The organism is Streptomyces sp. NPDC056347, from assembly GCF_042262625.1.
Taxonomy (GTDB): domain Bacteria; phylum Actinomycetota; class Actinomycetes; order Streptomycetales; family Streptomycetaceae; genus Streptomyces.
Window position 1 is genome coordinate 1 of the sequence record NZ_JBHJQP010000035.1, and the last position, 20,007, is coordinate 20,007.

At 71.0% G+C, this 20,007-nt stretch carries 16 protein-coding genes; 4 read left to right on the forward strand and 12 right to left on the reverse strand.

Going from position 1 to position 20,007, the window contains the following annotated elements:
- Positions 1-193: 193 nt before the first annotated feature.
- The 6 genes from ACFCV8_RS11165 to ACFCV8_RS11190 all read right to left on the reverse strand — a co-directional run bounded on the left by ACFCV8_RS11165 (position 194) and on the right by ACFCV8_RS11190 (position 6,796).
- Entirely contained in the window at positions 194-790 is a 597-nt protein-coding gene (locus ACFCV8_RS11165) for a hypothetical protein (RefSeq protein ID WP_376685030.1), read from the reverse strand.
- Between the two features lie 59 nt (positions 791-849).
- The gene (locus ACFCV8_RS11170; protein WP_376685031.1) at positions 850-1,560 is read right to left on the reverse strand and encodes a ribonuclease HII; all 711 of its coding nucleotides are present in this window, start codon (positions 1,558-1,560) and stop codon (positions 850-852) included.
- Between the two features lie 50 nt (positions 1,561-1,610).
- Positions 1,611-3,332 (reverse strand): DUF4153 domain-containing protein, encoded by a 1,722-nt coding sequence (locus ACFCV8_RS11175; protein WP_376685032.1) that lies wholly within the window; start codon positions 3,330-3,332, stop codon positions 1,611-1,613.
- A 223-nt stretch (positions 3,333-3,555) separates the two neighbouring features.
- Entirely contained in the window at positions 3,556-4,458 is a 903-nt protein-coding gene (locus ACFCV8_RS11180; protein WP_376685033.1) for an ADP-ribosylglycohydrolase family protein, read from the reverse strand.
- 12 nt (positions 4,459-4,470) lie between these two features.
- Complete coding sequence (locus tag ACFCV8_RS11185; protein ID WP_376685034.1) at positions 4,471-5,130, reverse strand: histidine phosphatase family protein; 660 nt, start codon at positions 5,128-5,130, stop codon at positions 4,471-4,473.
- Positions 5,131-5,185: 55 nt separating this feature from the next.
- The gene (locus tag ACFCV8_RS11190; protein WP_376685035.1) at positions 5,186-6,796 is read right to left on the reverse strand and encodes an ABC-F family ATP-binding cassette domain-containing protein; all 1,611 of its coding nucleotides are present in this window, start codon (positions 6,794-6,796) and stop codon (positions 5,186-5,188) included.
- An 83-nt stretch (positions 6,797-6,879) separates the two neighbouring features.
- On the opposite strand from ACFCV8_RS11190, the gene ACFCV8_RS11195 reads away from it, so the two are divergent.
- Positions 6,880-7,551 (forward strand): TetR/AcrR family transcriptional regulator, encoded by a 672-nt coding sequence (locus ACFCV8_RS11195; protein ID WP_376685036.1) that lies wholly within the window; start codon positions 6,880-6,882, stop codon positions 7,549-7,551.
- Between the two features lie 59 nt (positions 7,552-7,610).
- On the opposite strand, the gene ACFCV8_RS11200 is transcribed toward ACFCV8_RS11195, so the two are convergent.
- On the reverse strand, positions 7,611-8,216 hold the full coding sequence (locus ACFCV8_RS11200) for a YdbC family protein (RefSeq protein ID WP_376685037.1): 606 nt from the start codon (positions 8,214-8,216) through the stop codon (positions 7,611-7,613).
- Between the two features lie 89 nt (positions 8,217-8,305).
- Between ACFCV8_RS11200 and ACFCV8_RS11205 the strand changes: the two genes are divergently transcribed.
- Positions 8,306-9,262, forward strand: coding sequence for a DUF1152 domain-containing protein (locus ACFCV8_RS11205; protein ID WP_376685038.1), 957 nt, complete (start codon positions 8,306-8,308; stop codon positions 9,260-9,262).
- Between the two features lie 167 nt (positions 9,263-9,429).
- Positions 9,430-9,966 (forward strand): TerD family protein, encoded by a 537-nt coding sequence (locus tag ACFCV8_RS11210; RefSeq protein ID WP_376685039.1) that lies wholly within the window; start codon positions 9,430-9,432, stop codon positions 9,964-9,966.
- 69 nt (positions 9,967-10,035) lie between these two features.
- On the opposite strand, the gene ACFCV8_RS11215 is transcribed toward ACFCV8_RS11210, so the two are convergent.
- The 4 genes from ACFCV8_RS11215 to nrdR all read right to left on the reverse strand — a co-directional run bounded on the left by ACFCV8_RS11215 (position 10,036) and on the right by nrdR (position 16,644).
- Positions 10,036-12,426, reverse strand: a complete 2,391-nt coding sequence (locus ACFCV8_RS11215) for an ATP-binding cassette domain-containing protein (RefSeq protein ID WP_376685040.1) — start codon at positions 12,424-12,426, stop codon at positions 10,036-10,038.
- An 85-nt stretch (positions 12,427-12,511) separates the two neighbouring features.
- Complete coding sequence (locus tag ACFCV8_RS11220; RefSeq protein WP_376685041.1) at positions 12,512-12,955, reverse strand: helix-turn-helix transcriptional regulator; 444 nt, start codon at positions 12,953-12,955, stop codon at positions 12,512-12,514.
- Between the two features lie 126 nt (positions 12,956-13,081).
- Positions 13,082-15,976: a vitamin B12-dependent ribonucleotide reductase gene (locus ACFCV8_RS11225; RefSeq protein WP_376685042.1), complete on the reverse strand. Its 2,895-nt coding sequence runs from the start codon at positions 15,974-15,976 to the stop codon at positions 13,082-13,084.
- A gap of 161 nt (positions 15,977-16,137) precedes the next feature.
- Positions 16,138-16,644, reverse strand: a complete 507-nt coding sequence (gene nrdR, locus ACFCV8_RS11230) for a transcriptional regulator NrdR (protein ID WP_376685043.1) — start codon at positions 16,642-16,644, stop codon at positions 16,138-16,140.
- A gap of 490 nt (positions 16,645-17,134) precedes the next feature.
- On the opposite strand from nrdR, the gene lexA reads away from it, so the two are divergent.
- A complete protein-coding gene (gene lexA, locus ACFCV8_RS11235; protein WP_376685044.1) occupies positions 17,135-17,929 on the forward strand; it encodes a transcriptional repressor LexA in 795 nt (264 codons plus the stop codon).
- Positions 17,930-18,028: 99 nt separating this feature from the next.
- Here the strand turns inward: lexA and ACFCV8_RS11240 are convergent, their stop codons facing one another.
- On the reverse strand, positions 18,029-19,999 hold the full coding sequence (locus ACFCV8_RS11240) for an ATP-dependent DNA helicase (protein ID WP_376685045.1): 1,971 nt from the start codon (positions 19,997-19,999) through the stop codon (positions 18,029-18,031).
- Positions 20,000-20,007 lie beyond the last annotated feature (8 nt).

Sequence of the window (20,007 nt, forward strand, 5' to 3'; positions counted from 1 at the left end):
CCCGCCGCCGGGGGGGGCCCCGCCGCCCCCGGCCCCCCCCCCCGGGCCCGGCCGCGGGCGCCGCGGCTCCCGGGGGGGGGGGGGCCCCCCGGGGGCCCCCCCCCCGCGGCCCGCTGACCCGTGGCCGCGCGCCCGGCCGTCCTCTCGGACCACCGGACCGCCACGGCCCCGGGTTCCTCGCGGATCGGCGGGGTCAGACCCCGGCGCCGAGCACCGCGTCGACCCGCTGCGGATCGCCGCAGACGATCAGCAGCGCTCCGGCGCGTTCCCGCGCGCCGGTCAGTACATCGGCGACGGCGTCATCGCCGTTGACGGCGACGATCACCACCGGGCGGGTGCCGACGCGGTCCACGGAGGCGGCACCGGCGAAGAAGACGTCGTCACCGGCCTCGTGGTGCGCCCAGTAGGCGGCCTCTCCGAAGGAGAGTTCGTGCGTGGCCCACGGGTGCTGCTCTCCGGTGGTGAGCACCAGGACGTCGCCCGGCGCGCGGCCGGAGTCGAGCAGCAGGTCCAGCGCTTCGTCGGCGGCGTCCAGCGCGCCGTCCGCCGAGGCGGGGATCAGCTGGAGCTGCGGTGCGGAACGATTCTCCGGCCGGTCCGTCCTGGGGCGGTCGGAGGTCGGCTGCGGGCGCGGCGCCGGGGGCGCGGGCTTCGCGGGGCCGGGTACAGGGTGACCGGGACGCGGTGTTGCCGCGGAACGCGGGCCGGGTACGGGACGGGGGGTCGACGCATTGGCGCGAGGACCCTGGGCGCTCTCGGGAATCTGAGGCTCCTCGGGGATGAGAGGCATGGGTGGTTGTCTGTCGAACGCCGACGCGGGGGCATCGGCGGGTGGGCACATGTGCCCGATCAGAAATCGAAGCCGAGCTGGCCCCCGCTTTCCAGTGCAGCCGCCTCGGCGGAGAAGCGGACCTTTTTCAGGTGCTGCCACCTGGGCAGCGCGTCGAGATAGGACCACGAAAGCCGGTGGTGGGGTGTAGGCCCCCGCTCCTCCAGCGCGGCCCGGTGCACGGGCGACGGGTAGCCGGCGTTCGCCCCGAAGGCGAAATCCGCGTACTCGCCGGACTCCGCGCCCAGTTCGGCCATCATCGTGTCCCGGTGGACCTTCGCGATCACCGAGGCGGCCGCGACCGCGATGCAGGACTGGTCGCCCTTGATCACGGTGCGGACCTTCCACGGCTGTCCCAGGTAGTCGTGTTTGCCGTCGAGGATCACCGCGTCCGGTCGCACCGGCAGGGACTCCAGGGCGCGCACGGCGGCGAGGCGCAGCGCGGCCGTCATCCCGAGCTCGTCGATCTCCTGAGGAGAGGCGTCGCCGAGGCCGAACGCGGTGACCCAGCGCTCCAGCACCGGCGCCAGCTCCGCGCGGCGTCTGGGGCTGATCAGCTTGGAGTCGGTGAGTCCGGCGGGAGGTCGGCGGAGGCCGGTGACGGCCGCGCACACGGTGACCGGTCCCGCCCATGCTCCGCGCCCGACCTCATCGACACCGGCGACGGTCTTGGCACCGGTGGTGGCGCGCAGTGAGCGCTCGACGGTGTGCGTGGGTGGTTCGTACGGCATGGCGCCTGTCAGCGTACGCCGACGGGGACTTCGACGACACCCCGGGTCGGTCAGTACGGGTCGTAGGGATCGCTCTCGTCCACGCCACGCCCGCCGGTGCGCAACGGGTCGCAGTACTCCTCGGCGACGTCGGCGCCGCGCTTTCGCAGAATGTCCCGGGCCCGCGCCTCGCCCCAGCTGGTGGCGTACCAGGGGGCGTCGCCCTCGTCCAGTGACCGCTCGATGTCCCTGAGAGCACAGGAACGCAGCGGCTCGGGCAGCTTGTCCAGGGCCGGTACGGCGTCCGCCGAGAGGCCGCCGAGATAGTCGACGTCGATCGACCGGTCGGCGCGGTACCGGTGGACGTTCTGTTCCGCGATCAGGCCGTCGGGCGAGATCAGGCCGAACGCGAGGACGCCGACGGCGGCGCTGGCCGCGACGGCGCGCGGCAGCAGCCGGGCGCCGAAGAACCCGGCGGCCATGATCAGGGCGATCACCACGCCCAGCCAGAGTTCCACGGCGGCCACGGAGATACGCAGCCGGGTCAGGCCGTAGGCGTCGACGTAGAGGTCCATCCGCCGCAGGGCGGAGGCCACGACGGTCAGGGTGAGCAGGCACAGCGTACCGAGCACGGCGCGGACGAGCGTGCGGTCGCCGTCCCGCCCGCGCGGGGCCCAGCGCAGCGCGAGCGCGATCACCAACAGGGTGAGCACGGTGGCCCAGAGGAGCTGCCAGAAGCCCTGGCGGGCGTACGCGGAATAGCTGAGGTCGGTCGCCGCCATCACCTTGTCGTACCCGCCGAGCAGCACGGTGAGCTGGACCGTGACGAAGACGGCGAACAGCAGGTCCAGCACGATGAGCGGCAGGGCCCACTCCAGTCGCCCACGGGCCTTGCCCGGGCGGACGGTGATGCCGTCCCAGCGCACCGGCGCGGCCGCGGCGTACCCGGCGGCGAGCGCGCCGGCCAGGCCGGTCACGAAGAGGAGCAGCCGCCACGGGCTGTCGCTGACCGAGACATCCGGCATCAGGCTGCCGAGCACATCGGCGAAGGCGGCGTCGGCGCTCGCGAATAGCGCGCCGAACACGACGAGCAGGACGACGGCGACCCCGAGACTGCGGATCACGCCTCCCAGCCGCTTCTGGGAGCCGTTCAGCCGGGAGCGCACGCCCCGTCCGCCCCAGGCCAGTCCGTCGGCGACAGCACAGAGCAGCCCCAGCGAACCGAGGAAGACGCCGAGCCAGCCGCGGCTGCCGTGCAGGGCGAGGGAGCCGAGCGCGAGGGCCGACACCACGGCCAGGAAGACCGGCCAGCCCGCGTCCCGGAGCGCCGGAACGGCGAGCAGCGCCAGTCCGCCGAGCGCCCAGACGGCCGTCCACGGGCGGAGGCGGCGCCCGGCCGTCCGAGCGGCGAAATGGGCCCCGAGCGCTGCGGGTACCGCGACGATCAGCGCGTTCACGCCAAGTCCGTCACCCAGCAACAGAGCGCTGAGCACCGCGGCGGCGACGGCGCAGCAGAGCGTCGCGGCGCTGATGACGGCGGGTTCGGCGGGGCGCAGCTTCGACACCGCGGAGGGCTGGGGCTGCGGGTGGTGCCGTCGCCAGGGGTCGGCCGGGTGCTGCGGCACGTTCTGTCGGGCATACGCCGACGTTCTCGGCGGCTCGGCGGCGGTGCCGGGGGGTTCGGGCTGCGCCTTCGCCGGCGTGTCCTGCTGGGGTGTTCCGGTGCGTTCCACCGAGTCCGGCGGCTCGGGGCCGTCGGACGGCCCGGGTCTTGGTGAAGTGTGATCGGACATGGGACCCCTCCCCTGCCGGAGGGCCGCACGCATCGCCCTTCGCGCACAGCGTCCACAGGGCAGCGGCTGGGGCACCCCGGCGTATCTCTTCGGCGCGCGCCCGTCTGGATGATCATCGGCGGCGGCGTGGCCGAAAGAGTAGCCGCCCCCCGCTGTTCCGGACCAGGCAGGGGGAAGCTGTGGCAGTACCGTGACAGTCGGTGGCGCGGCCGGTGCTCGCGCGCTACCGCGGGAGCCAGTCGGGCAGTTCCTCGGTCCGTGCCGTCCACTCGGCGGGGGGTGCGCCGGCCTTGCCCGCCGCGACGATTCCGCCGACGATCGCGCAGGTCGTGTCGACGTCTCCGCCGGCCTGCGCGGTCGTCCAGAAGGCCTGCTCGAAGTCACCGAGGCTCCGCGCCGCCGACCAGAGGGCGAACGGAACGGTGTCGTGCGCGCTGGTGCGCCGGCCATTGCCGAGCACCGCCGCGACCGTGCCGGTGTCGGCGTAGTCGAGCATGTCGCGGGCGCGGCGCAGACCGGCTCCGACGGCGCTGCGCGGTACGAGCGCGATGACGCCGTCGAGCAGTTCCCCCGGGGTGGGCGGACCGCTCGGCGAGGCGGCCAGTGAGGCGGCCGCCGCGACGGCCATCGCTCCCATCACCGCTTCGCGGTGCTGGTGCGTGGTGTACGAGGAGATCTCGGCCTGGTGCGTGGCCTGCTCCGGGTCGTCCGCGTACCAGGCACCGAGCGGGGCGATGCGCATCGCCGAGCCGTTGCCCCAGGACCCCTGGCCGTTGAACAGCGCGGACGCCAGCTCCCGCCAGTCGCTGCCTTCCCGGACCAGTCTGAGCAGGCGGTTCACGGCGGGGCCGTATCCGCGGTCGAAGTCGTGGTGGTCGGCGAAGGAGTGGGCGAGCGCGTCCTGGTCGATCCGCTCGTGCCGCACGAGCACGGCCAGCACCGAGCACGCCATCTCGGTGTCGTCCGTCCACTGCCACGGAGCGGGCGGGAGGGTGCGCTGCTTGAGCAGCGGATAGTTGGCGGGCACGAAGAACTGGGAGCCCAGTGCGTCTCCCATGGAGAGCCCGCGCAGGCTGGCAAGGGCCCGTTCGAAGCGTTGGCCGGAGGCCGATTCAGCGGTCGTCATCGCCCTTCCACTCTATCCGGTGATGCCGTACGGCTCAGGGGTGCGCCAGCGCTCGAACGGCCGGTCAAGGGTGTAGCGCCCGTCCGCTCCGAGGGTCAGCGTCCGGGTTTCCCCGTTGCCCGGATTGGACAGTGATTCGAATTCGGCGACCGACCAGTGGAACCAGCGCATACAGAACAGACGCATGGTCAGCCCGTGTGTGACCAGCAGGACGTTCTGCGGGTGGTCGGGGTCCTCGAAGCTCCGGTGCAGGCTCTCCAGGAAGGCTCCGACCCGGTCGTACACATCGGCCCCGGACTCCCCCTGGGCGAAGCGGTAGAAGAAGTGCCCGTACGCGTCGCGGTAGGCCTTCTGCAGACGTACGTCGTCGCGGTCCTGCCAGTTCCCCCAGTCCTGCTCCCGCAGGCGCGGCTCCTCGCGAACCCGCACCCGCTCCAGGTCCAGGTCGAGGGCCCGGAAGGTCTCGTGGGTGCGGCGGTAGGGCGAGACATAGACGCTGACCCGCTCGCCTTCGAACAGCTCGCGAAGCCCGGCGCCCGTCTCCCGGGCCTGCCTCCGCCCGGTCGAGGTGAGCCTCAGCGCATGATCGGGTTCGCGCTCGTACACCGTGTCGTCGGCGTTGCCCTCGGACTCCCCGTGCCGGACGAGGACAATGCGTTGCGGTCGTGCCATGTACCCGACCCTAAGGGCTGTCCCGTGTCGCCTCCCGTGGGCGGGCGGCCGGATCTCAGCCACACAGCCGCCCGGCCTCCATCCTGATGGCGTCGCCGGTGAAGCGGCGGCGCAGCTGCCGGTCGTGCGAGACCACCACGAGCGCGCCCGGCCAGTGGGTGAGTGCCTCCTCCAGCTCCTGTACGAGCCCGAGCGCCAGGTGGTTGGCCGGTTCGTCGAGCAGCAGCAGGTCCGCGGGCCGGGCCAGGAGGCGGGCGAGGGCCAGTCTTCTGCGCTGGCCCGCCGAGAGCGAGCCGACGGGCACCCCGAGGTCCCGGGAGCGGAACAGCCCGAACGAGAGGAGCAGGTCCGCCCGCTCGTCCTCGGTGAGCGGCAGCCCCCGGCCGAACGCCGTGAGCACGGGCTCCGTCGGCCGATGCACCGGGATCTCCTGGGCGAGGTATCCGATCGCGCCCCTCCGGGCCACACGGCCGGCGTCCGGTTCGAGCACACCGGCCATGACCCGGAGCAGCGTGGACTTTCCCGCGCCGTTGCCGCCGTGGATCAGGAGCCGGTCGCTCGCCGTGACGGAGAGCCGCTCGACGGCGAGTCTGTCGCCCACCCGGATGTCCGTCAGGGAGACCAGTTCGCCCCCGGTCGCACCCGCCGTGGGCAGGGTGGCGAAGCGCAGGGGCTCGGGCGGTCTGGGAACGGGATGCGACCTCAGCCGTTCCAGTCTCTTGCGGGCGTTGCGGACCCGGCCGGAGACCGAGGCCTGAACCCGGCCCGCGGCGCGGTCGTACGCCATTTTGTTGTTGTCCTTGATGGCGCGGCCGACGGCGACTCCGTGGGCGGTCGTCGTCGCGTACTCCTCCAGTTGCCCGGTCTCCTCGCACCACTGGGCGTAGGACTGCTCCCAGCGCTGCCGCGCGGCCTGCTGCCCGGCGCGGAATCCGGCGTAGCCGCCACCGTGGCGCACGACCGTCCGCCGGTCGGCATCGACTTCCAGGACCGCGGTGGCGACCCGCTCCAGGAAGGTCCGGTCGTGGGACACGGCGATCACCGTGCCGGAGTGGGCGCACAGCTCGCCCTCCAGCCAGTCCAGTGCGGCTTCGTCGAGATGGTTGGTGGGTTCGTCGAGCAGCATCACCTCGGGGCGGGCGGCGATCAGACAAGCCAGGCCAAGCCTCGCCTGCTCGCCGCCGGAGAGGCTGCCGAGCTTCCTGAAGTGCTCTATGTGTGCGAGGCCCAGGCCGTGCATCGCCTTGTCGACGCGGGCATCGGCCTCGTATCCCCCGCGCAGTTCGAACGCGGTGAGCAGATCACCGTACGCGGCGAGCGCGGTGTCGCCGGCAGCGCCGAGCGCCGCCTCGGCGGACCGCAGCTCCCTTTCCATCACGCGCAGTTCCGCGAGCGCGTCGTCGACGGCGTCCCGGACCGTACGCCCGGGCGGCAGCCTCGGGGTCTGGGGCAGCAGGCCGGTGCCGCGATCGGCGGCCGTGAACGCACTCCCGGAGTCGGGGCGTTCGAGCCCCGCGAGAAGCCGGAGCAGGGTCGTCTTCCCCGCGCCGTTCTCCCCCACGATGCCGATCCGCTCCCCCGGGCGCACGGCCAGCGACACATCGTCGAGCAGCAGCCTCTCACCCCGGGACACGGTCACTTCACGCAGAACGATCTGGCTGGACAAGGAAGCCTCCGATCTAACGCAATCATTGTCGCGTTAAGGCGAGTGTGACACACTGGGAACCATTAACACAACGGGAGTAGCAATTGACCGAGCAGCGAAACACCCCGGAGACCGACCAGACCGCGTCGCGCACCGAGCCGCCCGCCGCGCCCGGCACCCGCCGCCCCGGCGGCAGAACCGCCCGCACCCGCGCCGCGGTGCGCGACGCGGTCCTCACGGGGCTGGCGGAGCACGGCTACCCCGGCCTCACCGTCGAGTACGTCGCGGAGCACTCCGGCATCCACAAGACGACCCTCTACCGCCGCTGGGGAAACCTCGAGGGACTGGTCGCGGACGCCCTGGACCTGGCCGGTGAGGACAGCTGGACCCCGCCCGACACCGGAAGCCTGGAGGGGGATCTGCGCGCCCTGGCGCGGCTGACGGCCGCCTCGTTCGAGGACCCGGTCGCGGCGGCCGCGCCCACCGCGTTCATCGCCGCCGCCTTCCAGTCCGAGCGCGCCGCCGAGGCGCTGCGCGCCTTCTACACCGAGCGGTTCGCCCGCTGCGAGGCCGTCGTCGCGCGCGCCGTCGCCCGGCAGGAGCTGGACCGGTGCACGGATTCGGGAGCCCTGGTCAGAGCCGTGGTCTCGCCCCTGTTCCTCGGGCTGTTCATCACCCGCGAGCCGGTCGGGAGCGAGATGGCCGACCGGTCCGCGGCGGCGGCGCTGGCGGCCGCGCGGGCCGGAGTCTTCAACACCCCGAAGGAATCAGCCTGATGGAGGGAGCGCGACGCCTCCGGCTCACCGGGGCCGCCCGGCCCCCGCCGTCGGACCGGTCAGACCGTCCACGACGGTTCCAACTGCACGACGTCGCCCGCCAGTTCCAGCACGTCGTCCTCGGTCTGCGCCCGCTGCGTCAGCCGTTCTACACTCCCGGCCCGGTACTTGCCGCGCTCGGCGCTCGACTGCCACATCGACAGCACGAGGAACTCCTGCCCCGGCGCCTCCCCGAACACCCCGCGCAGCATGCCCGGCGATCCCGCCATCGCCGGATTCCACACCCGCTCCTGCATCAGCGCGAAGTGGTCCACCCGGTCCTCGCGCACCCTGCTGTGCGCCACCCGGACCACATCCGCATCGGTGAACCGCGGCTCGAACCCGGTCTTCACATCGAAGCGGTGCTGGAAGAGCTTGACCTGTGCGGTGCTGTACGTACCCGACTGCTCGGCGGCCAGGGCGTCGTGCGCACGCGCCATGAACGAGTCGTAGAAGACGCGGTTGTCCCAGAAGGAGAAGACATGGGCCACGTCCGGGTGGCGTCGGCTCCATCCGCCGCCCTGCCCCCGGAATCCGGGCTCGCCCAGCAGCCCTGCCCACTTCCGCTGCCCCCGCTCGAAGCCTCGGCGGTCCACCACGGTGCAACGAATCCACTTCACCAGCACCGCGCCATCGTACGGCGCCCGGCGTGGCACGTGTCACGCCCGGACCGAGCAACTCCGAACCGGCCGCCCCGGGCCGCAGAATGACCGCCATGGCATCGCTGCACACCAACCCGCTGTTCAACCGGCTCGACTCCGCGGAGCGCGTTCTCGTCGCGGGCGCGGGCGGCGGCTTCGACATCTACGCGGGGCTCCCCCTCGCGCTCTCCCTCCTCCACCAGGGCAAGCACGTACAACTCGCCAATCTGTCGTTCAGCGCCCTCGAAGGACTCCCCGCCGACGCCTGGCTCGCCCCCGACGTCGCCGTCATCACCCCCGAAACGTCCCCGCACCAGGCGTACTTCCCGGAGCGGACACTCGCCCAGTGGCTGGAACTGCACCGCTATCCGTGCACGGTCCACGCCTTCTCCCGGGTCGGCGTGCAACCGCTGCGCGCCGCCTACCGAGCGCTCATCGAGCGGTACGACATCGACGCCGTCGTCCTGGTGGACGGCGGTACGGACATCCTGATGCGCGGCAACGAGTCCGGGCTCGGCACTCCCGAGGAGGACCTGACCAGCGTCGCCGCGCTCAGCGCGATCGAGGTGCCGGAGCGTCTCGTCGTATCCATAGGCTTCGGCGTCGACGCGTACCACGGGGTCAGCCACGGGCTCGTCCTGGAGAACATCGCCGCACTCGAACGGGACGGCGCGTACCTCGGCGCGTTCTCGCTCTCGCGCACCACGCGCGAGGGCGCGCTCTACGTCGATGCCGTGGCGCACGCCCGGCACCACACCCCCGACCATCCCAGCATCGTGAACGGCTCGATCGCCGCCGCCGTCCAGGGTTCTTTCGGTGATGTCCGCTTCACCTCACGCACCCGCGGCAGCGAGCTCTTCATCAATCCCCTGATGTCACTCTGCTTCGCCTTCGAGCTGGAGGGCGTGGCCCGCAACTGCCACTATCTCGACCGGATCGAAGACACTCATCTGATCCGTCAGGTCAGCAGCGCCATCGAGGAGTTCCGCGACGAGGTCGTACAGCGGCCGCCGCGCCGTATCCCGCACTGACCCCGCCGACCGCTCCCGCACACACGCCTGCCCAGGTCGCACCGGGACCGCGATGGCCCGATTCCGACGCCCGGTCCCGATTCGGTTGGCTCCACGGCCCGTTGCGGACATGATCGGGTGATGTCAGCGGCCCGACGGCCCAGCGGAAAGCCAGGGAGGCAAGTTTGATGAGCACCCCCAACAAGGACATCGACAAGGCCGAAGTCAGGCTCAAATGGGATCCCAGCCCCTCGGGAGCCCCGGCCCACGACCTCGACATCATCGCCGCCACCTACCTCGCCGAAGCGCCGTACGGCAGCCCGGCGTACCTGGTGCATTTCGACAGCCGCTCGCCGGACGGCACCATCACCCTCAACCGCGACAGCCGGACCGGTCAGGGCTTCGGCTTCGACGAGGAGATGACGCTGGAGCTGGACCGCCTGTCGAGCGCCTACTCCCGGGTGCTCGTCGGTGTCGCCATCCAACAGCGTGACGGACACCGGACGTTCGCCGAGATAGCGAACACGGGGGTTCAGATCCGGGAGGGCTACACCGTCCTGGCGGAGGACGACTTCTCCACGGTCGGCGCGTCCACCGCGGCGATCGTGGCCGAATTCGCCCGCGACGCCTCCGGGGCCTGGGTGTTCCACCGCGGCCTCCGGGGCTTCGACGGCGATCCGGACTCGTTCGCCGCGACGATGGGCAGCCGTACGCCCGAAGCGTGAGGCGGCGCGAGCGGGGGCACCGCCGGGGCCCTGACCGGGGCGCGGGGTCCTGGTCAGGGCCCCGGCCGGTCAGGCTCCGACGTACCGCGCCAGGTGCTCGCCGGTGAGGGTGGCGCCGGCCGCCACCAGATCGGCCGGGGTGCCCTCGAAGACGATCCGGCCGCCGTCGTGCCCGGCACCGGGCCCCAGGTCGATGATCCAGTCCGCGTGCGCCATCACCGCCTGGTGGTGCTCGACGACGATGACCGACTTGCCCGAGTCGACGAGCCGGTCCAGCAGGCCGAGCAGTTGCTCGACATCGGCGAGGTGGAGGCCGGTGGTCGGTTCGTCGAGGACGTACACACCGCCCTTGTCGGCCATGTGTGTCGCCAGCCTGAGGCGCTGCCGCTCGCCGCCGGAGAGCGTGGTGAGCGGCTGGCCGAGGCTGAGGTAGCCGAGCCCGACGTCCACGAGCCGCCGCAGGATGCGGTGTGCGGCCGGAATGCGCGCCTCCCCCGCGCCGAAGAACTCCTCGGCCTCGGCCACCGGCATCGCGAGCACCTCGCTGATGTCACGGCCGCCGAAGAGATGGTCCAGCACCGACGCCTGGAACCGCTTCCCCTCGCACTCCTCGCAGGGCGTCGCCACCCCCGCCATCATCGCCAGGTCGGTGTAGACGACGCCCGCCCCGTTGCAGCCCGGGCAGGCGCCCTCGGAGTTGGGGCTGAACAGCGCGGGCTTCACACCGTTGGCCTTCGCGAACGCCTTACGGATCGAGTCGAGCAGTCCGGTGTACGTCGCCGGATTGCTCCGCCGCGAGCCGCGGATGGCGCTCTGGTCGACCGACACCGCCTCCGTGCCCTCGGGCATCGACCCGTGCACGAGCGAGCTCTTGCCGGACCCCGCCACACCGGTGACGACGGTGAGCACGCCGAGCGGGATGTCGACATCGACGCCCTGGAGGTTGTGGGTGCTCGCACCTCGGATCCTCAGCGCCCCGGTGGGCTCGCGCACGGTGTCCTTGAGCGCCGCGCGGTCGTCGAGATGGCGGCCGGTGACCGTGCCGCCGGACCTCAGTCCCTCGACGGTTCCCTCGAAGCAGACGGTGCCGCCTGCCGGGCCGGCCCCGGGACCGAGGTCGACGACATGGTCGGCGACGGCGATGGTCTGCGGCTTGTGCTCCACGACGAGCACGGTGTTGCCCTTGTCCCGCAGCCTCAGCAGCAGGCCGTTCATCCGCTGGATGTCGTGCGGGTGCAGGCCGATGGTGGGCTCGTCGAAGACGTAGGTGACATCGGTGAGCGAGGAGCCGAGGTGGCGGATCATCTTGACGCGCTGCGCCTCGCCGCCGGACAGCGTGCCCGAGGGCCGGTCGAGCGAGAGGTAGCCGAGCCCGATCTCCACGAACGAGTCCAGGGTCTGCCGGAGCGCGGCGAGCAGCGGGGCCGCCGATGGGGCTTCCAGGCCGCGCACCCACTCGGCGACGTCGCTGGTCTGCATCGCGCAGACGTCGGCGATGCCCAGCTCCCCGATCTTCGAGGAGCGGGCCTCCTCGCTCAGCCGGGTCCCCTCGCACGCCGGGCAGGTGGTGAAGGCGACCGCCCGCTCCACGAACTCCCGGATGTGCGGCTGCAACGCTTCCTTGTCCTTGGAGAGGAAGGACTTCTGGATCTTGGGGATCAGTCCCTCGTAGGTGAGGTTGACGCCCTCGACCTTCACCTTGGTCGGCTCCCGGTACAGGAAGTCCCGCATCTCCTTCTTGCTGAACTCCCGGATCGGCTTGTCCGGGTCGAGGAGGCCGGACTCGGCGTAGACCCGTACCGTCCAGAAGCTGTCCGACTTCCAGCCGGGGATGGTGAAGGCGCCTTCGGAGAGCGACTTGGTGTCGTCGTACAGCTGGCTCAGGTCGATGTCCGAGACCGTGCCGCGGCCCTCGCAGTGGGTGCACATGCCGCCGGTACGGGTGAAGGTCCGCTTCACGGTCCTGGTCCGGTCGGCTCCCCGGTCGACCTTGAACGCTCCGCTGGCCCGGACCGACGCGACATTGAAGGAGAATGCCTGCGGCGATCCGATGTACGGCTTGCCGAGCCGGCTGAAGAGGATGCGCAGCATCGCGTTGACGTCGGTGGCGGTGCCGACCGTGGACCGCGGGTCCGCGCCGAGCCGCTGCTGGTCGACGGTGATCACGGTCGTCAGCCCGTCGAGGACATCGACCTCGGGCCGCGCCAGGCTCGGCATGAAGCCCTGCACGAAGGCGCTGTACGTCTCGTTGATCAGCCGCTGCGACTCGGCGGCGATGGTGCCGAACACCAGCGAGCTCTTGCCCGAGCCGGAGACTCCGGTGAACACCGTCAGACGGCGCTTCGGGATCTCGATGCTGACGTCCTTGAGGTTGTTCACGCGCGCGCCGTGCACACGGATCATGTCGTGGCTGTCGGCGGCGTGCCTCTCGGGCGACGGCGTGTCCGTCCTCTTGGCCATGCTTGTCGTGTCTCCGTCCGTCGGGCGGAGCCTCCCGGGTGCGGCGGGAAGCCCACGTGCGTCGTGGATGCCCATGCACGGCACGCTAGTCGCGGACCGGTGGCCGTGCTTCTCGATTCCTGACCGGTCTGGTGACCTGCTTCGCCACGCACGACGGCATCCCCTCCGTGGCACGCGCGGCCTCACGCCGGTACGCGCTGGGCGGCATGCCCACCAGCTCGGTGAAACGCGTGCTGAAGGTGCCCAGCGACGAGCAGCCGACCATGAAGCAGACCTCGGTGACGCCGAGGTCGCCGCGCCGCAGCAGCGCCATCGCCCGCTCGATGCGCCGCGTCATCAGATACCCGTACGGAGACTCCCCGTACGCCTGCCGGAAAGCGCGGCTCAGATGCCCTGCCGACATGTGCGCGCCACGGGCCAGTGCCTCGACGTCCAGCGGCTGCGCGAAGTCCCGGTCGATGCGGTCGCGGACACGGCGCAGCCGCGCGAGGTCGCGCAGTCGCCGGGTCTCATCGGGTCTGCTGGTCATCTGCGTGATCGTGCCACACCGCTCGGACAGTCGCCCGCCGCGCGCGGGCCCGGGGCCGGGTACGCCGGAGGGCGCCGACCAGTTGCCGGCGCCCTCCTCACCCGGTGTCCGGGATGTGTGCGGATGTCAGCTGCAACCGCTGGTCGAGCCGCAGCCCTCGCAGATGTAGCAGGAACCGGCACGCTGCATCTTGGTGCCGCAGGAGAAGCAGAGCGGGGCGTCCGCGCTGATCCCGAGCTGCATCTCGACGAGCTCCGCCGAGGTGTGCGCGGTCTTCGGGGCGGGCTTCGCCGCCTCCTGCACCGCGGCCACCGCCTTCAGCGGCTCCGTCCGCACCGGGGCGGACTGGGCCAGGCTCTCGATGTCCAGCTCCTCGTCGTCGAGCGAGGGCTCGTACGAACCGGTGTCGAGGTGGCGCTGGCGCTCCTCGGCCGAGTGGATGCCGAGCGCGGAGCGGGTCTCGAAGGGAAGGAAGTCCAGCGCGAGGCGGCGGAAGATGTAGTCGACGATCGACTGCGCCATCCGCACGTCCGGGTCGTCCGTCATTCCGGCCGGCTCGAAGCGCATGTTGGTGAACTTCGAGACGTAGGTCTCCAGCGGTACGCCGTACTGCAGACCGACCGAGACGGCGATGGAGAAGGCGTCCATCATGCCCGCGAGGGTGGAGCCCTGCTTGGACATCTTCAGGAAGACCTCTCCGAGACCGTCGTCCGGGTAGGAGTTGGCGGTCATGTAGCCCTCGGCGCCGCCCACCGTGAAGGAGGTGGTGATGCCGGGACGGCCCTTGGGGAGGCGCTTGCGGACCGGGCGGTACTCGACGACCTTCTCGACCGCGGTACGGATGGTCTCCTCGGCCTTGGCCGTGACCTCCGCCTTCTCCTTCTCCTTGGTCTTCGCGGAGAGGGGCTGGCCGACCTTGCAGTTGTCGCGGTAGATGGCGAGCGCCTTGACGCCCATCTTCCACGCCTCGAAGTAGACCTCCTCGACGTCCTCGACGGTGGCCGTCTCCGGCAGGTTCACCGTCTTGGACAGCGCGCCGGAGATCCACGGCTGGATCGCGGCCATCATGCGGACGTGGCCCATCGCGGAGATGGAGCGCTCGCCCATCGCGCAGTCGAAGACCTCGTAGTGCTCGGTCTTCAGACCGGGGGCGTCGATCACATTGCCGTGCTCGGCGATGTGGGCGACGACCGCCTCGATCTGCTCCTCCGGGTAGCCCAGGCGGCGCAGGGCCTGCGGGACGGTGCCGTTGACGATCTGCATCGAGCCGCCGCCGACCAGCTTCTTGAACTTGACCAGGGCGAGGTCGGGCTCCAGGCCGGTGGTGTCGCAGGACATCGCGAGACCGATGGTGCCGGTCGGCGCGATGACCGAGGCCTGCGCGTTGCGGAAACCGTTCTTCGCACCGAGGCGGAGCACGTCCTGCCAGGCCTCCGTCGCGGCGGCCCAGATCGGATTGTCCAGGTCGTCCGTGTGGACGGCGGCGGCGTTGGCGTCGGCGTGCTGCTTCATGACGCGCTGGTGCGGCTCGGCGTTGCGGGCGTAGCCGTCGTACGGGCCGACGACCGCGGCGAGCTCGGCGGAGCGCTTGTACGACGTACCCGTCATCAGCGAGGTGATGGCACCGGCGAGGGCGCGGCCGCCGTCGCTGTCGTAGGCGTGGCCGGTCGCCATCAGCAGGGCGCCGAGGTTGGCGTAGCCGATGCCGAGCTGGCGGAAGGCGCGGGTGTTCTCACCGATCTTCTGGGTCGGGAAGTCGGCGAAGCAGATGGAGACGTCCATCGCGGTGATGACCAGCTCGACGACCTTGGCGAAGCGCTCGACGTCGAAGGACTGGTTGCCCTCGCCGTCGTCCTTGAGGAACTTCATCAGGTTCAGCGAGGCGAGGTTGCACGAGGTGTTGTCCAGGTGCATGTACTCGGAGCAGGGGTTCGAGCCGTTGATCCGGCCGGACTCCGGGCAGGTGTGCCAGTGGTTGATCGTGTCGTCGTACTGGATGCCGGGGTCGGCACAGGCCCAGGCGGCCTCGGCCATCTTGCGGAAGAGCGACTTGGCGTCGACCTCCTCGATGACGTCACCGGTCATGCGGGCGCGCAGCCCGAACTTGCCGCCGGTCTCGACCGCCTTCATGAACTCGTCGTTGACCCGGACCGAGTTGTTGGCGTTCTGGTACTGGACGGACGTGATGTCGTCGCCGCCCAGGTCCATGTCGAAGCCCGCGTCACGCAGGGCGCGGATCTTCTCCTCCTCCTTCACCTTGGTCTCGATGAAGTTCTCGATGTCGGGGTGGTCGACGTCGAGGATGACCATCTTGGCCGCGCGCCGGGTGGCGCCGCCGGACTTGATCGTTCCGGCGGAGGCGTCGGCACCGCGCATGAAGGAGACCGGACCGGAGGCATTGCCGCCGGAGGACAGCAGCTCCTTGGAGGAGCGGATCCGGGAGAGGTTCAGGCCGGCGCCGGAGCCGCCCTTGAAGATCATGCCCTCTTCCTTGTACCAGTCGAGGATCGACTCCATGGAGTCGTCGACGGACAGGATGAAGCAGGCCGAGACCTGCTGCGGCTGGGGCGTCCCGACGTTGAACCACACCGGGGAGTTGAAGCTGAAGATCTGGTGCAGGAGGGCGTACGCCAGCTCGTGCTCGAAGATCTCGGCGTCCGCGGGGGAGGCGAAGTAGCTGTAGTCCTCGCCGGCCTTGCGGTACGTCTTCACGATCCGGTCGATCAGCTGCCGCAGACCGGTTTCGCGCTGCGGGGTGCCGACGGCCCCGCGGAAGTACTTGCTGGTGACGATGTTGACCGCGTTCACCGACCAGAAGTCGGGGAACTCGACGCCACGCTGCTCGAAGTTGATCGAGCCGTCGCGCCAGTTGGTCATGACGACGTCACGACGCTCCCACGCCACCTCGTCGTACGGATGCACGCCGGGGGTGGTGTGGATGCGCTCGATGCGCAGCCCCTTGCTCGACTTGGCTCCCTTGGTGCGGGAACCCCGTGCCGGGCCGCTCGCCGTCTCTGTCATGCCGCCTCCCATATGTGGGCAAAAACACCCTGAAGTGCCCAGAACTTCCCGGGGCACTGTCTGTCTCTGATGCCTCGAACGCCACCCAGAGCGCCCGAGGCAGGTCTATGAAGCCGCCCTGCGGCCGATCCCGCGTGATCGCGTCGACCGGCCGGTGTGGATCAGTCGGCGGCAGTGGCGGGAACGGGGACCTCCACGGCCCCGCCTCCCGCTTCCACGGAAGGCCGCCGCTCACGGAGCTCCGCGATGGCGGCCTCGAAGTCTTCGAGCGTGTCGAACGCCCGGTACACGGACGCGAAGCGCAGGTACGCGACGAGGTCGAGTTCCCGCAGGGGGCCGAGGATGGCCAGGCCCACGTCGTGCGTGGTCAGCTCGGCGCTGCCGGTCGCCCGCACCGCCTCCTCGACCCGCTGGCCGAGCTTGGCGAGGGCGTCCTCGGTGACCGGCCGCCCCTGGCACGCCTTGCGTACGCCGGAGATGACCTTGGTCCGGCTGAAGGGCTCGGTCACGCCGCTGCGCTTCACCACCATCAGCGAACAGGTCTCCACCGTCGTGAAACGGCGGGAGCAGTCGGGGCACTGGCGGCGGCGTCGGATCGACGTGCCGTCATCGGTGGTGCGACTGTCGACGACCCGGCTGTCGGGGTGCCTGCAGAAGGGGCAGTGCATGGCTCCCAACCCTCCTTCACAGCACGACTGAATAGCCTCACCAGGACCCGCCGGGGCCCCTCGAAGCTGTCACAAGCATAGGCGATGGCCACACCCTCGACGGACCGAGGACCACAACTTCTGGGCGGCCGGAGCAATCCAACCACTAGATCTTGGGTTTGGTCCCGCATTCGGCCCTACCGCGTGTCGCTCGTCACGAGCGGTCGGCAGGCAGCGTAGCGGCCGCGTTAGAGGGTACGGGAACGGCGCGGCGGCCGGCATCGCGGGTCCCGCCCGGCACACTCGGACGGACACCCCGGCGGCGGTCGGCGCGCCCGCCCGCCACGCCGGACGGGCGCGGGGGGAATTCCGGGAAACAGCCTCTCGCATACACCTGGCAGGGAATACGCGGCAGACTTTTATTCCTTTTTCACTCGAACGTGTGTTTGGCGCAACCTTTCGAAAGCCACTACCGTTGTCCAGCCAGGGAGACCATTCGAGAGGGGCCGACGTGACCACCACCGCAGACAGTGCCACCATCACCGCCCAGGACCGCTCCCAGGGCCGATTCGAGCCGGTGCATGCCATGAATGACTCAGTCACGAACATGGAGGGACCGGAGTCCGCGCGCCCCGCGCGCTCCCTGCCCGGTCGACCTCCCGGAATCCGGGCCGACAGCTCGGGGCTCACAGACCGGCAGAGGCGCGTCATCGAGGTGATCCGGGACTCCGTGCAGCGGCGCGGCTATCCCCCCTCCATGCGGGAGATCGGCCAGGCGGTGGGCCTCTCCAGCACGTCGTCCGTGGCCCATCAGCTGATGGCCCTGGAGCGGAAGGGCTTCCTGCGCCGCGACCCCCACCGACCGCGTGCGTACGAGGTCCGCGGCTCGGACCAGCCCAGCTCGCAGCCCACGGACACGACCGGCAAGCCCGCGGCGTCGTACGTGCCGCTGGTCGGCCGGATCGCGGCGGGCGGTCCCATCCTCGCCGAGGAGTCGGTCGAGGACGTCTTCCCCCTCCCCCGCCAGCTCGTCGGTGACGGTGAGCTGTTCGTTCTCAAGGTCGTCGGCGATTCGATGATCGAGGCGGCCATCTGTGACGGTGACTGGGTCACCGTCCGTCGCCAGCCCGTCGCGGAGAACGGCGACATCGTGGCCGCCATGCTGGACGGCGAGGCCACCGTCAAGCGCTTCAAGCGGGAGGACGGCCATGTCTGGCTGCTCCCGCACAATGCCGCGTACCAGCCGATCCCGGGTGACGAAGCGACGATCCTCGGCAAGGTGGTGGCGGTGCTGCGGCGGGTGTGAGGCCCGCCCTCTCCGACCGGGCCCCGGGATCCACTGCGCCGATCCCGGGGTTCGCTCATGCCCGCGGCCGTGCCGCCGGCAGCGGCCCGCCGGTGCGGCCTACCGGCCCTCCGCCTTGGCCGCCGCATCGATCGCCGCGAGCGAGCGACGCGCCTGGTTGCGGTCGGTCGTGTACCAGAAATCGGGCAGCGAGGCCCGCAGATAGCTCCCGTACCGGGCGTTGGCCAAACGTGGATCGAGTACGGCGACCACGCCCTTGTCCCCCGTCGCCCGGACGAGCCGACCGGCTCCCTGGGCCATCAGCAGCGCCGCGTGCGTGGCCGCGACGGCCATGAAGCCGTTGCCGCCCCCCTCCTCTACCGCCTTCTGGCGCGCGCTCATCAGCGGATCGTCCGGGCGCGGGAAGGGGATGCGGTCCATGACCACCAGCTGGCAGCTGGCCCCCGGCACATCGACGCCCTGCCAGAGCGAGAGCGTGCCGAAGAGACAGGTCTCGGGGTCGGCCGCGAAATTCTTGATCAGCTCGCCGAGGGTCTCCTCGCCCTGGAGCAGGATCGGCTTGTCCAGCCGGCCGCGCAGCTCCTCCGCGGCGGCCTGGGCCGCCCGCATCGAGGAGAACAGCCCGAGCGTACGCCCGCCCGCCGCCTCGACCAGCTCGGAGAGCTCGTCCAGCATGTCGGTGCGCGAGCCCTCCCGGCCCGGTGTGGCCAGATGCCGGGCGACGTAGAGGATGCCCTGCCTGGGGTAGTCGAACGGCGAGCCGACGTCCAGCCCCTTCCACTGCGGGAGGTCCTCGCCCTCGACGCCCTCCGGAGCGAGCCCGAGCGAGGCGCCCACCCCGTTGAAGTCCCCGCCGAGCTTCAGCGTGGCCGAGGTCAGCACGACGGACCGCTCCGTGAAGAGCTTCTCGCGCAGCAGCCCCGAGACGGAGAGCGGGGCGACCCGCAGCGAGGCCCCGAAACGGTCGTGGCGCTCGTACCAGACGACGTCGTACTCCGAGCCGTGGGTGATCCGCTCGGCGACGCCGTGGATCGACTCCACCGAGGCCAGGGCCTGCTTGCGCACGGCGTCCTCGTCCTGGACGGACTTGTCACGGGTCGCGCCCAGGGCGGAGATCACCGTGCGCGCGGCGTCACGCAGGGCCAGCAGCGCGTAGTTCAGATCCTCGGGGATCTCCTCCAGCCGGCCGGGGAGCGCCAGCTCCATCACCCGCTCGAAGCCCTCCGAGGCCGTCTGCAGCGCGTCGGCCGCCTTCTCGTTGACCAGCTTCGCCGCACGGCGGACCGCCCGGTTGACCTGGCCGGGGGTGAGCTCGCCGGTGGCCACGCCGGTCACCCGGGAGACCAGCTCGTGGGCCTCGTCGATGATCAGCACCTCGTGCTGCGGGAGCACCGGGGCGCCCTCGATGGCGTCGATGGCGAGAAGGGCGTGATTGGTGACGACGACATCGGCGAGCTTGGCCCGCTCCCGGGCCGCCTCCGCGAAGCACTCGGCCCCGTACGCGCACTTCGAGGCGGACAGACACTCGCGCGAGGAGACGGACACCTGCGCCCAGGCCCGGTCGGAGACGCCCGGGGTGAGGTCGTCGCGGTCGCCGGTCTCCGTCTCGTCCGACCAGTCCCGCAGCCGGATCAGGTCCTGGCCCAGCTTGCTCGACGGGGCGGCGGCCTCGAACGGGTCGAAGAGCCCCTCCTCCTCGTCCTGCGGCACCCCTTCGTGGAGCCGGTGCAGGCACAGGTAGTTCGACCGGCCCTTGAGCATGGCGAACTGGGGGCGACGGCGCAGCAGCGGATGCAGGGCGTCGACCGTACGCGGAAGGTCACGCTCCACCAGCTGGCGCTGGAGCGCCAGGGTCGCCGTGGCGACCACGACCCGCTCCCCGTGCGCGAGCGCGGGCACCAGGTAGCCGAGGGACTTTCCGGTGCCGGTGCCGGCCTGGACGAGCAGATGGGATTGGTCGTCCACGGCCGCGGCGACGGCCTCGGCCATGGCGGCCTGACCGGGGCGTTCCGCACCGCCGACGGCGGTCACGGCGGCGTGCAGGAGCTCGGGAAGGGATGGCTTCGTCATAGCCCGAC

Excerpts from the sequence above, each read along its gene's own strand:
- ACFCV8_RS11165 (WP_376685030.1), bottom strand. The coding sequence starts at position 790 with ATGCCTCTCATCCCCGAGGAGCCTCAGATTCCCGAGAGCGCCCAGGGT.
- ACFCV8_RS11170 (WP_376685031.1), bottom strand. The coding sequence starts at position 1,560 with ATGCCGTACGAACCACCCACGCACACCGTCGAGCGCTCACTGCGCGCC.
- ACFCV8_RS11175 (WP_376685032.1), bottom strand. The coding sequence starts at position 3,332 with ATGTCCGATCACACTTCACCAAGACCCGGGCCGTCCGACGGCCCCGAG.
- ACFCV8_RS11180 (WP_376685033.1), bottom strand. The coding sequence starts at position 4,458 with ATGACGACCGCTGAATCGGCCTCCGGCCAACGCTTCGAACGGGCCCTT.
- ACFCV8_RS11185 (WP_376685034.1), bottom strand. The coding sequence starts at position 5,130 with ATGGCACGACCGCAACGCATTGTCCTCGTCCGGCACGGGGAGTCCGAG.
- ACFCV8_RS11205 (WP_376685038.1), top strand. The coding sequence starts at position 8,306 with ATGGCATCGCTGCACACCAACCCGCTGTTCAACCGGCTCGACTCCGCG.
- ACFCV8_RS11210 (WP_376685039.1), top strand. The coding sequence starts at position 9,430 with ATGAGCACCCCCAACAAGGACATCGACAAGGCCGAAGTCAGGCTCAAA.
- ACFCV8_RS11215 (WP_376685040.1), bottom strand. The coding sequence starts at position 12,426 with ATGGCCAAGAGGACGGACACGCCGTCGCCCGAGAGGCACGCCGCCGAC.
- ACFCV8_RS11220 (WP_376685041.1), bottom strand. The coding sequence starts at position 12,955 with ATGACCAGCAGACCCGATGAGACCCGGCGACTGCGCGACCTCGCGCGG.
- ACFCV8_RS11225 (WP_376685042.1), bottom strand. The coding sequence starts at position 15,976 with ATGACAGAGACGGCGAGCGGCCCGGCACGGGGTTCCCGCACCAAGGGA.
- nrdR (WP_376685043.1), bottom strand. The coding sequence starts at position 16,644 with ATGCACTGCCCCTTCTGCAGGCACCCCGACAGCCGGGTCGTCGACAGT.
- ACFCV8_RS11240 (WP_376685045.1), bottom strand. The coding sequence starts at position 19,999 with ATGACGAAGCCATCCCTTCCCGAGCTCCTGCACGCCGCCGTGACCGCC.